The 14740-nt window shown below is 70.6% G+C and carries 14 protein-coding genes and 1 pseudogene; 7 read left to right on the top strand and 8 right to left on the bottom strand.

Translation table 11 applies throughout. From position 1 onward, the window contains the following. Positions 1–161: 161 nt before the first annotated feature. Positions 162–1130 carry a helix-turn-helix transcriptional regulator gene (locus ADL01_RS35510; protein WP_053746182.1) on the bottom strand — a complete coding sequence of 323 codons (969 nt, stop codon included), beginning with the start codon at positions 1128–1130 and terminating at the stop codon, positions 162–164. Positions 1131–1230: 100 nt separating this feature from the next. Here ADL01_RS35510 and ADL01_RS35505 point away from each other — a divergent pair, with 100 nt between their 5' ends. Beyond that, on the top strand, positions 1231–1596 hold the full coding sequence (locus ADL01_RS35505) for a VOC family protein (protein ID WP_053746181.1): 366 nt from the start codon (positions 1231–1233) through the stop codon (positions 1594–1596). Between the two features lie 74 nt (positions 1597–1670). On the opposite strand, the gene ADL01_RS35500 is transcribed toward ADL01_RS35505, so the two are convergent. Further along, the gene (locus tag ADL01_RS35500; RefSeq protein WP_053746180.1) at positions 1671–2048 is read right to left on the bottom strand and encodes a hypothetical protein; all 378 of its coding nucleotides are present in this window, start codon (positions 2046–2048) and stop codon (positions 1671–1673) included. A gap of 135 nt (positions 2049–2183) precedes the next feature. Further along, positions 2184–2948 carry a hypothetical protein gene (locus tag ADL01_RS35495; protein ID WP_053746179.1) on the bottom strand — a complete coding sequence of 255 codons (765 nt, stop codon included), beginning with the start codon at positions 2946–2948 and terminating at the stop codon, positions 2184–2186. A 512-nt stretch (positions 2949–3460) separates the two neighbouring features. Here ADL01_RS35495 and ADL01_RS35490 point away from each other — a divergent pair. Then, entirely contained in the window at positions 3461–4108 is a 648-nt protein-coding gene (locus ADL01_RS35490; protein ID WP_053746178.1) for an NADPH-dependent F420 reductase, read from the top strand. Between the two features lie 44 nt (positions 4109–4152). Here ADL01_RS35490 and ADL01_RS35485 read toward each other — a convergent pair whose 3' ends face one another. Both ADL01_RS35485 and ADL01_RS35480 read right to left on the bottom strand, forming a co-directional pair. Then, positions 4153–4878, bottom strand: a complete 726-nt coding sequence (locus ADL01_RS35485; protein WP_053746177.1) for an ABC transporter permease — start codon at positions 4876–4878, stop codon at positions 4153–4155. 2 nt (positions 4879–4880) lie between these two features. After that, on the bottom strand, positions 4881–5816 hold the full coding sequence (locus ADL01_RS35480) for an ABC transporter ATP-binding protein (RefSeq protein WP_053746176.1): 936 nt from the start codon (positions 5814–5816) through the stop codon (positions 4881–4883). Between the two features lie 107 nt (positions 5817–5923). Between ADL01_RS35480 and ADL01_RS35475 the strand changes: the two genes are divergently transcribed. The 3 genes from ADL01_RS35475 (at position 5924) to ADL01_RS35465 (ending at position 9164) form a co-directional block, all read left to right on the top strand. Continuing rightward, positions 5924–7084, top strand: a complete 1161-nt coding sequence (locus ADL01_RS35475) for a sensor histidine kinase (RefSeq protein ID WP_053746175.1) — start codon at positions 5924–5926, stop codon at positions 7082–7084. Between the two features lie 14 nt (positions 7085–7098). After that, positions 7099–7767, top strand: a complete 669-nt coding sequence (locus ADL01_RS35470; protein ID WP_053746174.1) for a response regulator transcription factor — start codon at positions 7099–7101, stop codon at positions 7765–7767. Between the two features lie 239 nt (positions 7768–8006). Further along, entirely contained in the window at positions 8007–9164 is a 1158-nt protein-coding gene (locus tag ADL01_RS35465) for an ROK family transcriptional regulator (RefSeq protein ID WP_053746173.1), read from the top strand. 80 nt (positions 9165–9244) lie between these two features. Here ADL01_RS35465 and ADL01_RS35460 read toward each other — a convergent pair whose 3' ends face one another. Beyond that, positions 9245–10006 (bottom strand): GntR family transcriptional regulator, encoded by a 762-nt coding sequence (locus ADL01_RS35460; RefSeq protein WP_053746172.1) that lies wholly within the window; start codon positions 10004–10006, stop codon positions 9245–9247. 111 nt (positions 10007–10117) lie between these two features. After that, entirely contained in the window at positions 10118–11020 is a 903-nt protein-coding gene (sigJ, locus tag ADL01_RS35455; protein ID WP_053746171.1) for an RNA polymerase sigma factor SigJ, read from the bottom strand. Positions 11021–11156: 136 nt separating this feature from the next. Between sigJ and ADL01_RS35450 the strand changes: the two genes are divergently transcribed. Continuing rightward, positions 11157–11999, top strand: a complete 843-nt coding sequence (locus ADL01_RS35450) for an alpha/beta fold hydrolase (RefSeq protein ID WP_053746170.1) — start codon at positions 11157–11159, stop codon at positions 11997–11999. On the opposite strand, the pseudogene ADL01_RS35445 reads toward ADL01_RS35450, so the two are convergent. Further along, positions 11991–12888, bottom strand: a pseudogene (locus ADL01_RS35445) (EamA family transporter); the annotation flags it as partial. The gene ADL01_RS35450 and the pseudogene ADL01_RS35445 overlap by 9 nt on opposite strands. Before the next feature lie 231 nt (positions 12889–13119). On the opposite strand from ADL01_RS35445, the gene ADL01_RS35440 reads away from it, so the two are divergent. Continuing rightward, positions 13120–14709 carry an alkaline phosphatase D family protein gene (locus ADL01_RS35440; RefSeq protein WP_053746169.1) on the top strand — a complete coding sequence of 530 codons (1590 nt, stop codon included), beginning with the start codon at positions 13120–13122 and terminating at the stop codon, positions 14707–14709. The last annotated feature ends 31 nt before the right edge of the window (positions 14710–14740 follow it).

Genomic DNA, 14740 nt, shown 5'->3' with positions numbered 1-14740 from the left:
TAACCCGATCCATGGATGCATGTCGTGTCAACGAACCAGCACCCGGACGGTCACCGCGCCTGGAGAGGAACTACGTGCACCTCTCAAGCAACGGCATTGACCCAACCGCTCCAAGTGTGCACCCGCCGAACCTATGCGGTCACAGCAATAGATGCTGCGGGTCAGGGCGTTGGTGGCGGCGCATAGTGGTGGGCAAGGCTGGTGGCGAGGTCGCGGAGGTGAGCCCTGGCTTCGGTGGGGCCGTGCACAGCGATGGTGCTCCCGAACGGCAGTAGCGTTCGTACGTCCTCCAGGTGCAGGAAGCGGATCGTCACCTTGTGGCCGGTGGCGGATTCCTCATCGTTGTCGTCCCGGACTAGTCGTTGGCCAAAGATCCGTCGCGCTCGCTCGATCTGGGTCTGGTCGATGGTGGCGCTGACCTCTATCGCATGGTTGTGGTTCCACTGGTCAACGAGCGCTGCGGCGACGGTCGCCAGGGTCTGGTTCTCGCGGATCCGTCGTGGCTGGTCGACTTCTTTCCACGTCGTGATCCGTTCGAGTCGGTACATCCGTGGCTCTCGGGCGCAGTCGGCGACGAGGTACCAGATGCCGGCCTTGGCGAGCAGCCCGTAGGGATCCACGACCAGGTCGCGTGGGCGTGGCTCGCGTGGGCTGTCGTACTCGATCCGCAGTCGGCGACCTCGCCGTAGTGGGCCGATCAGCGAAGCCGGAGTCGTGCCGGTCGTATGTGCCTGGAGCCAGGGGCGGCTGTCCACGTGCACCACGTCGGTGAGCGGCAGGAGCTCATGGGCGCGACGTGACTGTGCAGCGCCGATCTTGGAGAGTGCGCGCCGGCTTTCGACGGATGCGTCGAGCTCCACACGTTGCTTCTCGTCCAGCCCGGTGAGCGACAGATGATCACGCTCGCCCGGCGTGAGTCGCGTGAGGTCGAGCCCGGATCCGGGCAGCATGGTCACGCCTCCGAGGCGGCCCCGTTGGGCGGTCACCGGCAGACCGGCGTCGCGGAGCCAGTTCAGGTCCCGGGTGATGGTTCGAAGGGACACCCCGAGCGCCGAGGCAAGTTCCTGTGTGGTCACGGGATCCCTTGATGCGAGGAGCAGCATCAGGGAGAAGAAGCGGTCTGGGGTCACACAACCAAGGTTTTCAGGAATCGCGACACGATGCGGCGCATATCCCGGTCAGGCTGGTGGATACGTACCCACGATCCACGACCTGCGAGAAGGAACAACCATGACCACATCCGTCGTGTCCATCGTCTATGTGAGCGACGCTCCCGCCGCAGCTCGTTTCTACGGCGACCTCCTCGACATGAGGCCGTCGTTCGAGACTTCGGGATACATCACCTTCGACCTGGGGCCGGGTGCTGACCTCGGTCTGTGGTCTGGCCAGTCCGAGGATCTGTCACCGGATGTCCCGCGTACCAGTGAGGTTTGCCTGGCCATCGACGGTGGACCCGACGAGACCAACGCGATCTTCAAGCAGTGGCAGTCCAAGGGCGTCACGATCCTTCACGAGCCTCGCGACCTGGGGTTCGGGCTGACCTTCCTGGCAGCCGATCCTGACGGGAACCGTATCCGCGTGGCACCGCGGGGCTGAAAGGCCACAATGCGGCAGGCGCGCACGATCACTGTCGCGCCTGCCGTTGTCCGACCCAGACGCGTCCCATACGACTACGACCACCTGAGCCGATCAGTGACCCGACCCAGCCATCCCCTGCGTGGCCTGTTGTCCCTCTCGATCAGGAACCGCGCTGTCTGCAGCGGTTCGCGCGAGGGCTGACCTGCCTGGTGGCGGCGCCAGTAGCGGGCCACTCTCTGCTCCAGATCACCCAGGTCCACGCTGCCGGTCCTGGTCAGAACGACCGGTCCTTCCGGGCCCTCGGGGGCAGCCAGCGTCAACACGCCACCGTCCGGTGTGTACCCCGCTGTGTACTCCCCTTCATCCACGTCGATCGCCTCAATCCAGTTCGTCGCGTGGACGAAGGATTCGAAGACAAGCAGGTCCTCGTCGCGATCAAAGATGAGCACCGTGTCAGGAGGGACTTCCATACGGATCACTGTGGCAGTCTCGTTCGTCGTGCTGCCACCAAAATAAACGGTGCCAAACTCGAAAGACTCCGCAAACCTTCCCGCCGGAATATGTCGTCCGAGGCCCGGCGACAAGGTATGCGGAGCGGATTGCGGCTAGATGCTTGATCCGCCGCCGGAGGTGTTGTTCCACCAGGCGCTGTAGGCGTTGAGTGAGTACCGCTTCTGCACGCCGCTGGTCGAGGTGATCTCGAGGCCGAACTGCATCGTGTCGAAGGTGGTGTTGCGCAGGAGGTTCTGCGACGCGGCCCATCGCCAGACCGCCGAGGCGTCGACGGCGCCGGTGTTGGTCTGCTGGGCGGGGATGAGCTGCAGGACGTTCCAGCCGGGGTCGACCTGCCAGACCGACGCGTACAGGACGCCGCCGATGGTCACGTTGGACGCGATCTGCCTTCCCCAGCCGCCTGCCGTCCCGGACCAACGGGTGAAGACCATGATCTCGTCCTGGTTGCCGGCCGACCAGATGTCGCTCGTCCAGTTCCAGTGGTCACCGCCGGCGACGGGAGCCGACGACGTGTCGTACCAGAAGCCCGCCGAGTTCAACTGCGACAGCGGCGTCTGGGGCCGGACCGAGGTGTTCGGGTAGGTCTTGATCCCGCCGCCGGAGTGGTTGGCATCGACGTACCAGGAATTGATGCTGTTGACGGTCAGACACTGCGGGCCGGGGTTTGCGCCCCAGACGTTGTTGTAGATCGACCAGGTGCCCTGGGTGTACTGACCCCACCGGTCGCAGGTGGAGTACACCTGGGCCTGCGCCGGAGACGCGAAGCTCAGGAACCCGGCGATCACGGCGACGATCAGGGCCAGCCGGCCGAACCCGGCCGACTTGCTGCGGGTGGATTTACGGGCTTGCCATCTCATGTGTCCCTCCAAGGACGGCGATGGGTTGTTCCGGGCCCCCCGGGTCTGGTGGCGGACTCTGGCGCAGCGAGATATCGCGCTGACGTGTTGACACCTTCGCTCCGTTCGCCTGCGGTGCTGCTCGCGATGGTGGGTGGCTCGTGTCGTCGAGGTGGCACGCTCAGGAAGTCCGGGAACGGTGCTCGGTCCCCTTTGCTTTCAAGCACCGGCTAGCCAGACGCAGGTGCGAAGTGTCGAAGCGCTTGCGTCTGCGGGGACAGTAATGAGGGGGAATCTGAACAGCAATACTCTGCACAGGAAGACACATTTCTTTCACTTGTGAACATCCTCTTCGAAGCGCTTCGAATGGCGTCGAACTCGTGACGTGGTCCGGGTGTACTGCGACCCCTCGGGCACAGGGAGGTGTCGGGCGCGGCGGAACCTCGGGTTCAGGTGAGCGTCTGCCTAGGGTCGCGTTACGCCAACGTCCGCTGCCGGGCGGGGATTCGCAACGAACCGATATGAGGACGCACATGAGGATCGCAGTACTGGGGACCGGCGAGGTCGGCCGACGGCTCGCGGGCAAGCTCGTCTCCCTCGGCCACGAGGTCACGATGGGTTCCCGCACGGCGGACAACGCCGGCGCCAAGGAGTGGGCCTCCGAGACCGGCGGCGCCCACGGGACCTTCGCCGATGCCTGCGCCCGCGCCGAGCTCGTCGTGAACGCGACCGGCGGGCTGGTCTCCCTGGCCGTGCTGGAGTCCGCCGGGGCGGAGAACCTGCGCGGGAAGACCATCGTCGACGTGTCCAACGCCCTGGACTTCTCCGAGGGGTTTCCGCCCAAGGTCGTCACCCCGGACGGCCACAGCATCGCCGAGCAGTTGCAGAAGGCCTTTCCGGACGCCCGCGTCGTCAAGACCCTCAACACCATGAACAACGCCATCATGGTGGAGCCCGCCCGCGTCCCCGGCCTGCACAACGTCTTCGTCAGCGGCGACGACGCCGACGCCAAAGCCGAAACCACCGCGCTCCTGCGGTCCTTCGGCTGGGCACCCGAGCAGATCACCGACCTCGGCGACCTCTCGAGCGCCCGCGCCACCGAAGCCCTGATGGCGTTGTGGTTGCGGCTCTACGGGGTGCTCGGCCCGGTCGACTTCAACCTGGCCGTCGTCACCGCCTGACGAGCTCGTGCACGGTACGCGGTGACGACGGCACCGTCCGTCCGTCACGCGTCCCGGCGCCGCACGCTCCACGCCCCCGCGAGCAGCGCGGCCGCCGTCCAGAGCGCGGTCACCCCGAGACCGCTCCAGGGGCCGAGGGCGCTGTCGGACGTCTCGTGCAGGATCAGCTGGCCCGCCCGGTCGGGCAGGAAGTCGGTCAGCCCACCTGCCGCGTCGCCGATCACGAAAGAGATGATGAGGATGAACGGGATCAGGACGCTCAGCGTCGCCACGCCGCTGCGCAACAGGGCGGTGAGTCCGGCCGCGAGCAGCGCCAGCAGTGTGAGGTAGATGCCGCAGCCGACGACACCACGCGCCTGTTCGCCCACTGTGAGTCCGTCCGCCGCGTCGCCCAGGCCCGCCCTCGCGGCGGCCAGTGAAGCGGAGCCGGTGACCAGCCCCACCAGCAGGGCCGGTACGCCGATGGCCGCGATCTTGGCCGCGTACCACCGTCCGCGCTGTGGCACCGCGGCCAAGGAGAGCCGCAGTCCCCCGCCGTGGAACTCGGACGAGACGGCTGTCGCGCCGAAGGCGATGGCCGCGATCTGGCCGGGCCCGACTCCGAGGAACGCCGTGAACAGCGGGTCGAACTCCGGGTCGGACGAACTGGAGGTCCCGGCGAGCGCGGAAAACGCCGTGGAGACGGCGAACACCGCCAGCAGCGCGCCGCAGAGTGAGCGGAGCGTACGGATCTTCAGCCACTCGGAGCGCAGAACGGGTGCGAACGGCATGGTCAGGCCTCCTGAGCCCGCGTCGGGGACCGCTGAGCGGTGAACTCGGCTTCGGACGTCGTCAGATCGAGGTAGGCCTGCTCCAGCGTGCCTTCCTCCGCGGTCAGTTCGAGGACCGGCGCGTCGGCGTTCGACGCCAGTCGCCCGATGTCGTCCACTCGCGCGTGGTGCACGGTCAAGTGCCCGTCCGCGTGCTCGACGGTTTCGTATCCGTGGCGCGCGAGGGCCTCCTTGAGTGCGGCGCCCCTGCTCGTACGTACCCGTACACGGGGCTGTACGCGCGCGTGGATGAACTCCCGCAGAGGGGTGTCGGCGAGAAGGCGTCCGCGGCCCAGGACCACCAGGTGGTCGGCGAAGGAAGCGGTCTCGTTCATGAGGTGGCTCGAGACCAGGACCGTACGGCCCTCCCCTGCCAGGCGGCGCAGCAACTCCCGGATCCAGATGATGCCTTCGGGGTCGAGGCCGTTGGAGGGCTCGTCAAGCAGCAGCACGGGCGGGTCGCCGAGGAGGGCCGCCGCGATGCCCAGGCGTTGGCGCATGCCCAGGGAGTACGTCTTCACGCGCTGCTTCACGGCGGACGCGAGCCCTGTCTCCTCCAGGACCTCGTCCACCCGGCGCTCCGGAATGCGGTTGCTCATCGCCAGCACTCGCAGATGGTCACGTGCGGTGCGTGAGCCGTGCGCGGCCTGTGCGTCGAGGAGGGCGCCCGCGTGGCGCAGTGGTTCGTCGAGCGAGGCGTAGGGCCGCCCGCCGACCGTGGCGGTGCCGGAGGTCGGCCGGTCCAGGCCGAGGACGAGCCGCATGGTGGTGGACTTTCCGGCGCCGTTGGGGCCGAGGAAGCCGGTGACGCGGCCGGGCAGGACACGGAAGGTGAGGTGGTCGACGGCTCGCGTCGTGCCGTACTCCTTGGTGAGGTTCTGGATGTCGATGCTGGTCATGGCAGCAGCCTGGCCGTCGGCCCCGGTGGGCGCCTCCCCCGCAGGAGGGCTCCGTCTCCCCCGCTCGGGGGAGGCCCGTTGTCAGTGGTGGCTGTCACGATGTCGCCATGGCCCGCTTCCTGCGCCCGCTGCTGCGCGGGACGACGTACACGCGCTTGCTGCACCTGTGGGTGCCGATGCTCGCCGTGAGCGTGTGGATGTTCATCGATATGTCGACTCCGTGGATGCCCGCCGCTGTTCTGCTGCTGGTCGGGCTGGTTCCGGGGGTGCGGCTGGGCGAGGGGGTGCAGGCGCGGCTGCTGCTGACGCCGGGCGAGCCGGCGTCCGAGTCGGCGATCTCCATCGCGCCGTCGGCGAGTTGGCGTGATCGGCTGCGGACGGTGTTGTGGCTGGAGGTGCGGATGGCTCTCGGGGCGGTGACGATGGGGGCCAGTGTCTGGCTGCCGTCGGCCTCCGTCGACCTGGTCCTGGCCGCGAGCGGGCACGTCTCCGACGGCAACTCCTTCCTGCCCGCCTCGCAGCCGCAGTGGGTGTACGCCCTGCTCGCCCCGCTGCCGCTGCTCGTCTTCTACGGCGTGCTGGTGGGCCTCGGCGAGTTGATCACCTTGCTGGCCGGGCGCCTGCTCGGTCCCTCCCCCACGGAGCGGCTCGCCGCGCTGGAGGAGCGCACCGAACAACTCCTGGAGCGCAACCGCATCGCCCGTGAACTGCACGACTCCATCGGGCACGCGCTCACGGTGGCCGTCGTGCAGGCGGGCGCTGCCCGTGCGGCGGGTGATCCCGCGTTCACCGACCGGGCGCTGGACGCCATCGAGGAGACCGGCCGGGCCGCGCTGGAGGACCTGGAGCGCGTCCTCGGCGTTCTGCGCGAGTCCGGCACGCCCGCGAGCAGCCGGCCGGCCCTCGCCGAGGCCGACCGTCTCCTGGAGTCCGCCCGTTCCTCCGGCGCGAAGGTCGACATGGAGGTGACCGGCTCGCTGGACGGTGTGCCCGGTCCGGTGTCCCGCGAGGGCTACCGCATCCTCCAGGAGTCGCTCACCAATGTGCTGCGGCACGCGGGGGCCGTTCCCGTCCGGGTCCGTATCGGGGTCGCGGCCGACACCCTCGCCCTGGAGATCCGCAACCCCCTCACCGCCGCGATACCCGGCCCCGGCCGGGGCAGCGGACTGCGCGGCATACGGGAGCGCGCGGCGCTGCTGGGCGGCCGTGCGCGAACGGGGCCCGACGAGGGCGACTGGCAGGTGCACGTCGAGTTGCCGCTGCGCTGATCTACGCTGGCCGGATGCCCGTAACCGTGCTCCTGGTCGACGACGAGCCCCTCGTACGCGCCGGTCTGCGCGCCGTGTTGGAGGCGCAGCCCGACATCGAGGTCGTCGGGGAGGCGGCGGACGGGGCCGCCGTCATTCCGTTGGTCAGGCAACTGCGGCCGGATGTGGTCGCGATGGATGTGCGGATGCCGTTGATGGACGGCATCGAGGCCACGCGCGCGGTGCTGCGCACGGTGGCGGAGCCGCCGAAGATCCTGGTGGTGACGACGTTCGAGAACGACGAGTACGTGTACGAGGCGCTACGGGCCGGTGCCGACGGGTTTCTGCTCAAGCGGGCCCGGCCGGCCGAGATCGTGCACGCGGTGCGGTTGGTCGCCGAGGGCGAGTCGCTGCTGTTCCCGGCCTCGGTACGGCGGTTGGCGGCCGAGTACGGGGACGGGGACAGCGGCGGGAACCGGGCCGCCCGGGCGGTACTGGAGCGGGCGCGGCTGACCGAGCGTGAGGCGGAGGTGCTGCGGCTGATGACCAGTGGGCTGTCCAACGCGGAGATCGCGGCTCGGCTGGTCGTCGGGACCGAGACCGTGAAGTCGCACGTCAGCGCGGTGCTGGCGAAACTTGGGGCCCGGGATCGTACCCAGGCGGTCATCCTGGCGTACGAGTCCGGGTTCGTTGCCCCCGGATGATCCCGGCCCGTCGGACAGGTCGGAGGTGGGCGGCTCTCGCCCGCGCGCTCCGCGCCGAGTACGATCCGCCCCACACACGCGCGCCGAGCGCTTCGCTGAAGCGCGGTGACGGACCTGCGGGCCGGTGGGGGCTGGTCGCGCCCACGCGGCGGACGCGCGGATCGTATCGCCCCGCGCCCCTTCCGGGGTGCGGTCGCGCACCTGCCTTCAGCAGGTCCGCTTAGCTGGGAGGACGTACGTTGGGGCAGCTGACCGGTGGGGATCCCTCGCTGCTGCGAAGGATCAACTCCGCGGTGGTGCTGCACGCGCTGCGTGCCACGGACTGCGCGACGCTGACCGAGGTCACCCGGGTGACCGGGCTGTCCCGGCCGACCGTCGAGGGCGTCGTCGAGGGGCTCATCGAGGGCGGGCTCGTCGTCGAGCAGGCCGCCGACGAGAGTGTCGCCCGGCGGCAGGGGCGGCCCGCGCGGCGGTTCCGGTTCCGGGCGGAGGCCGGGCATCTGCTGGGGCTGGAGATCGGCTCCCATCGGGTCGCCGCGCTGCTGTCCGACCTCGACGGGCGCCTTCTGGGGTCGATCTCGAAGGACGTCGACGAGGCGGCGCCCGCCGACGAGCGGCTGGAGCGGCTGCGGTCGGCGGTCGCCGAGCTGCTGCGCCGGGCCGGGGTGGCCCGTGACTCGCTGCGGGCCGTGGGCGTGGCCACGCCCGGGATCGTGGAGGCCGACGGGGTCGTACGGCTGTGCACGGCGCTGCCGGAGTGGACCGGGCTGCGGCTCGGTGAGCGGCTCAGCCGGTCCTTCAAGTGCCCGGTGCTGGTCGAGAACGACGCCAACGCTGCCGCCGTCGCCGAGCACTGGAAGGGCGCGGCGATCGACTCCGACGACGTCGTGTTCGTGCTGGCCGGGTTGAGTCCGGGCGCCGGTTCGCTGATCGGCGGGCGGCTGCACCGGGGGTACGGCGGGGCGGCCGGGGAGATCGGCGCGCTGCATCTTCTGGGCCGGGAGGCGACCCCGGAGGCGTTGCTGTCGACCACGGGCGAGCCGCTGCACCCGCTCGACGAGGTGGCGGTCGCCGGGGTGTTCGGTCGCGCCCGTGAGGGCGACGAGGGGGCCCGCGCGGCCGTCGACCGCTTCATCCAGCGGCTGGTCCATGACGTGGCCGCACTCGTCCTGGCCCTCGACCCCGAGCTGGTCGTCGTCGGCGGCTGGGCGGCGGGGCTGGACGGCGTACTGGAGCCGTTGCGCGACGAGTTGGCGCGGTACTGTCTGCGGCCGCCCGGTGTGGCCCTCTCACTCCTCGGCGAGGCGGCGGTGGCGACGGGTGCGCTGCGGCTTGCTCTCGACCATGTCGAGGAGCAGTTGTTCGCGGTGGAGGGGACCGTGACGGCCCGCCGCTGAGAGCTCCGCGAGGGGCGCGGTTTCAGGAGCTGCGGGTCCGTTGTGGCTGGTCGCGCAGTTCCCCGCGCCCCTTTGGGACGTCAGGACGCGTGGCGTTCCGGGCCGTGGTGGATCTCCACTCCCCCGGTGTCGCCGAAGGTCAACCGGCACGTGTCAGCGCGATAGGTCGCCACCGACAGTGCGGCCGTGCGGCCCTGGGCGAAGAAGCGGGTTGTGACGACGAGGACGGGGGCCCCGGGGAGGCGGTCCAGTTCCTTGGCGTCGTCCGCGCGGGCCGATCCGAGCTCAACGGCGCGGTCCTGGCCCTCCAGCTCCAGACGCTGGAGCTCGCGCAGCACCGCACGCGCGCGTGGCGCGCCGGACGGGGCGTCTATCGCCGACAGGTCGGGCACCGACCCCGCCGGGACGTAGAGCAGCTCGGCGGCGACCGGCTGGCCGTGCGAGACGCGGGAGCGGCGCACGGTGTGGACGGGCTCGTCGGCGCCCGTCTCCAGGGCGGCGGCCACCCCCACGGCCGGTACGGTCAGCCCGCTGTCCACGGGCTGCCAGGCATCGCCCGCCGCGCCCGGCCACGCGTGCTCAGCCGTGCCGACGGCGACGCCCATGCGCGGCGGGGCGACGGTCGTACCGACACCGCGGCGGCGGTGCAGCCGGCCTTCGAGTTCGAGCTGTTCCAGTGCCTGGCGGAGCGTGGCACGGGCGACGCCGAAGCGGGCCGCGAGGTCGCGCTCGTTGGGCAGGATCTCGCCCACCCTGAACTCGGAGTCCAGTGCCTCACTGAGCACGGTCTTCAGCTGCCAGTACTTCGGCTCCGGCACCGTTTCCAACTGCGTGGTCCCCACCGTGTCCTCCGCGATCGCCGTGGTCCAGCGGCGTTTTGATGCCCTTGTTTATTAAAGGTTGTTGCACTTTCCTGCGACCATAGGGCGGCCCTGAAGGTTGGTCAAGACCAATCAGCCTTCCTGGGGAGTGGCCAGGAAACGCACCTTGTCCGGGTTGCGGATGATGTACACGTACTGGATCCGGCCGTCCGCCACATCCATCTGGAACACGGCGTCGGGCTTGCCACCGGCCAGGATCAGCACGGCGAAGCCGCCGTTGACCTCCAGGAAGCGGAACGACGCGTCCGCGAGGCCCTTGCCCGCGGTGCCGATGACGAAGCGGCCCACGTGGTCGGCCGACTCCAGGATCCGGCGCGGCGCCCGTGCCAGACCGCCGCTGTCGGCGACGAGGCAGACGTCGGGGGCGAGCAGTTCCATGAGGCTCTCGAGGTCGCCCCGTTCCGCGGCGACGAGGAACCGTTCGGTCAGGTCACGGCGCTGGGCGGGGTCGACGTCGTAGCGCGGACGCCGTTCGTCGACGTGCCGGCGGGCGCGTCCGGCGAGCTGGCGCACCGCCGGTTCGGAGCGGTCGAGCATGGCGGCGATCTCCGCGAACGGGTATCCGAACGCCTCCCTCAGCACGAACACCGCGCGCTCCAGCGGCGAGAGGGACTCCATGACGACCATGACCGCGAGGGAGACGGTGTCGGCGAGGACGGCCCGCTCGGCCGCGTCCGGGACGGTGCCCGCGGCGCCGGTGAGTTCGGTGACGTACGGCTCGGGGAGCCATGGGCCGACGTACGTCTCACCGCGTGCCTTCACCTGGCGCAGCCGGTCGATGGCGAGCCGGGTCGTGACGCGCACGAGATAGCCGCGCGGTTCGCGTACGTCGGTCCGGTCGGCGCCGGACCAGCGCAGCCACGCGTCCTGGACGACGTCCTCGGCGTCGGCCACCCGGCCGAGCATGCGGTAGGCGACGCCCATGAGGACGGGCCGGTGCTCTTCGAAGACGTCGGTGACGGTGTCGGCAGTCATTGCTCCATCCCAACCCGGTTGCGCGGCCGTGTCCAGCGAGTTCAGGGTCGGCACCCGCCAAGGCCTACCCGTCGGTAGTAACTTGCTGACAAGCTGTCTGCGCAGATACGCAGACGTGTACGCCGAGGAGCAGCCCATGTCCGCCACCGTCGCCTTCGAGGTCCCCTCTCCGTACGGCCCGGAGGCCGCGACCAGGACCGTGACCCTCGCGTACGCGCGCGTGGGCGTCGGCGAACCGCTTCTGCTGCTGCACGGCATCGGGCACCACCGGCAGGCCTGGGACCCGGTGATCGACATCCTGGCCACCGAGCGTGAGGTGATCGCCGTCGATCTCCCCGGGTTCGGCGCGTCCCCCGCGCTGCCGGACGACTTCGTGCACGACCTGCCGACGATGACCGCCGTCTTCGGCGGCCTGTGCGACGCGCTGGAGCTGGACCGGCCGCATGTGGCGGGCAACTCGCTGGGCGGTCTGCTGGCCCTGGAGCTCGGGCGCGAGAAGCGCGTACGGTCCGTCACCGCGCTTTCCCCGGCGGGGTTCTGGTCGCGGGCGGAGCGGCGGTACGCGTTCGGTGTGCTGCTCGCGATGCGACGGGCCGCGCGGAGCATGCCGGTGCCGCTGGTCGAGCGGCTGTCGCGCTCGGCGGCGGGGCGGACCGTCCTGACGAGCACCATCTACGCCCGTCCCGGCCGCCGTTCACCCGAGGCCGTCGTCGCCGAGACGCTCGCCCTGGCGAACGCCCAGCGGTTCGCCGAGACCCTCAGGAACGGCCGGGATGTTCGGTTCACGGACGACGTCCCCGGTCTCCCGGTCACGGTGGCGTGGGGTACCCGGGACATGCTGCTCGTGCGTCGCCAGGGCATCCGCGCCAAGCGGATCATCCCCAAGGCCCGCCTGATCCGGCTGCCGGGCTGCGGGCACGTCCCGATGAACGACGATCCGGCGCTGGTCGCACGGGTGATCCTCGACGGCAGCCGCTGACCGGCGAAGACGTACGAAGTCCAACGCGCCCCATCCCAGGGCGACTCCGGCACCGACGAGGGTGCTTCCGGCGGCCTGGGTGGTGCCGTAGGAGCCCGTGCGACGAGCGGGGCGGTGCAGGCCGCCGCGACCGGGATCAGACCGGAGAAGAGCGTGGCGCGCTCGGCGCCGATCCGCCGCAGCCCGATGTACCAGCACACGAAGCCGACGACGGTGACGACCGCCGCCTGCCACAGCAGCGCGGCGGCTTCGGTGGCGTCGGGCACCCGCAGTCAGCCGGTGCCGTCGAGGGCCACCCCGGCGAGCGCGGACTCGGCGGTGGCGAGGCCACACACGGTCGCCGACAGCAGCCGGGGCCCCAGGGGCCGCACCAAGGGCACGGCGAGCACCGCGAACCCGACCTCACCGGCCAGCGCGCACCCGGAGAACGCGATGCCCACACCGTCCGTACGGCCCCACCCCTGAACCGCGAACGCGCCCACCGCGACGGTCAACGCCCCGTACAGCACGGTCCGCCTGAGCCGCCGCCCGTCCAGCAGGGGCACCAGGACGGCCACGACGACGGGCGCGCAGCCCACGAACACCCCGGGCACCGCCGGTTCCGCGCTGCGTTCGGCGGCGATGACGGCCTGGTTGAAGCCGACCATGCCGACGGCGGCGAGCAGCGCGAGGCGGGCCCACCGGCGGGCGGTGAGCGTCCGCAGCGGGGCGGCGCCGCCCCGGCCGAGCAGGGGCAGGAGCAGCAGGCAGGCCAGTCCGTAGCGCAGGAACTGGCCGCCCGCGTAGGGGTAGTCGCCGAGGACGCTGTTGGCGGTGAAGGAGCAGCCGACGAGGACGGCGGGGCGAGGGCGGTGAGAAGGACCCCGCGCGCGGGGGTGAGTACGCGCAGTTGTCGCCGGCGCGGATCCGGGAGGGCATCCGGCTGATGGCCGAAGCGCTCCTTGCCTGAGGGCGGCTCACACACCGGTTCTCGCACACCGGTTGTCACACACCGGTTGTCACACACCGGTTCCCTTGTCCTCGCTGGCGGTTGTTCACCTGTGGTTTGCGTGGGCGCTGCGGTGCCCCCGTAGTTGTGGCTGTGCACACTCGCCGGTTCCTGTCCCCGGAGGCACGCCCCATGTCACCTTCCCCTCTGCCCGGTCGTCGCAGCGTGCTGCGCGGCTCGCTCGCCGCTTCGGCTGCTCTGACCTTGCCCGCCGGCATCGCTGCGGCGGCGCCCGCGTTCGCCCTGTCCGGGCGGCCGGAGGCCGGTTGGGGCGTCCAGACCGGTGATGTGACCGCCGACTCGGGGCTGGTGTGGGTGCGGTCCGACCGGCCCGCCCGGATGGTCGTCGAGACGTGCCCCACCGGCTCGTTCCGCAACGCCCGCCGCTGGCACGGTCCGCTGCTCGGCGCGGACACCGACTTCACCGGTACGACGCGACTGCGCGGGCTGCCGTCCGGCGAGCAGATCCACTACCGCGTGCTGCTCGCCGACCCGGACGACCCGCGCCGCACCGGCGAGCCGGTGGCCGGCACCTTCCGTACGGCGTCTGCGCGGCGGCGCGACGGGGTGCGGTTCCTTTGGTCGGGGGACCTGGCGGGCCAGGGCTGGGGCATCAACCCGGACCTCGGCGGCTACCGGATCTACGACGCGATGGGGAAGCTCGACCCCGACTTCTTCCTGTGCAGCGGCGACAACATCTACGCCGACGGCCCGATCGCCGCGACCGCCGCGCTGCCCGACGGCAGCACCTGGCGGAACATCACCACCGAGGAGAAGTCGAAGGTCGCCGAGACGCTCGCCGAGTTCCGGGGCAACTTCCGCTACAACCTGCTCGACGAGAACCTCCGGCGGTTCAACGCCCAGGTCCCGTCGATCATCCAGTGGGACGACCACGAGGTGCGCAACAACTGGTACCCCGGGGAGCGGGTCCTCGACTCGGACACCCGTTACACCGAGAAGAGCGTCGACGTCCTCGCCGGCCGGGCCAGGCGGGCCTTCAGCGAGTACTTCCCGGTCTCCACGCTCCGGCCGGGCGCCCGGGAGGGCCGCGTCAACCGGGTGCTGCGTCAGGGGCCGCTGCTCGACGTGTTCGTCCTCGACATGCGGACGTACCGCAACGCGAACTCCCCCGACGGCCAGACCGTCGACCCGCAGGGCATCCTCGGCACCGAGCAGCTGGAGTGGCTCAAGCGGGAACTGTCCTGCTCGCGTGCCGTGTGGAAGGTGATCGCCGCCGACATGCCGCTGGGTCTGGTCGTGCCGGACACCACCGAGGGCAAGGCCAACATCGAGGCCGTCGCGCAGGGCGATCCGGGCGCGCCCCTCGGGCGTGAGCTGCAGATCGCCGAGCTGCTGCGGTACATCAAGCACCGGCGGATCACCGGCACGGTCTGGCTGACCGCCGACGTCCACCACACCTCGGCGCAGCACTACCAGCCCTCGCGGGCCGCCTTCACCGACTTCGAGCCGTTCTGGGAGTTCGTGTCGGGCCCGCTGAACGCGGGGGCGTTCCCCGCCAGCGCGCTCGACAACACGTTCGGTCCGGAGCGCGTCTTCGTGAAGGCGCCGACCGCGGCGAACGTCTCACCCGCCGGCGGCTACCAGTTCTTCGGCGAGGTCGACATCGACGGCGGCAGCGGTGAGCTGACGGTGCGGCTGCGCGAGCAGGACGGGACCGTGCTGTTCACGAAGGTGCTGCAGCCCGGGCGGGTCGGGCAGTAGCAGCGCGGGCAGTAGCGGCACGGCCGCGACA

Source organism: Streptomyces sp. NRRL WC-3618 (assembly GCF_001280005.1).
Taxonomy (GTDB): Bacteria; Actinomycetota; Actinomycetes; order Streptomycetales; family Streptomycetaceae; genus Streptomyces.
Note: the sequence above shows the minus strand (reverse complement) of the source record. Positions and strands in the feature narration are given on the sequence as shown.

Coding starts and splice junctions, on each gene's coding strand:
- ADL01_RS35470 (WP_053746174.1), top strand. CDS start 7,099: ATGCCCGTAACCGTGCTCCTGGTCGACGACGAGCCCCTCGTACGCGCC.
- ADL01_RS35505 (WP_053746181.1), top strand. CDS start 1,231: ATGACCACATCCGTCGTGTCCATCGTCTATGTGAGCGACGCTCCCGCC.
- ADL01_RS35495 (WP_053746179.1), bottom strand. CDS start 2,948: ATGAGATGGCAAGCCCGTAAATCCACCCGCAGCAAGTCGGCCGGGTTC.
- ADL01_RS35485 (WP_053746177.1), bottom strand. CDS start 4,878: ATGCCGTTCGCACCCGTTCTGCGCTCCGAGTGGCTGAAGATCCGTACG.
- ADL01_RS35475 (WP_053746175.1), top strand. CDS start 5,924: ATGGCCCGCTTCCTGCGCCCGCTGCTGCGCGGGACGACGTACACGCGC.
- ADL01_RS35500 (WP_053746180.1), bottom strand. CDS start 2,048: ATGGAAGTCCCTCCTGACACGGTGCTCATCTTTGATCGCGACGAGGAC.
- ADL01_RS35440 (WP_053746169.1), top strand. CDS start 13,120: ATGTCACCTTCCCCTCTGCCCGGTCGTCGCAGCGTGCTGCGCGGCTCG.
- ADL01_RS35450 (WP_053746170.1), top strand. CDS start 11,157: ATGTCCGCCACCGTCGCCTTCGAGGTCCCCTCTCCGTACGGCCCGGAG.
- ADL01_RS35490 (WP_053746178.1), top strand. CDS start 3,461: ATGAGGATCGCAGTACTGGGGACCGGCGAGGTCGGCCGACGGCTCGCG.
- sigJ (WP_053746171.1), bottom strand. CDS start 11,020: ATGACTGCCGACACCGTCACCGACGTCTTCGAAGAGCACCGGCCCGTC.
- ADL01_RS35480 (WP_053746176.1), bottom strand. CDS start 5,816: ATGACCAGCATCGACATCCAGAACCTCACCAAGGAGTACGGCACGACG.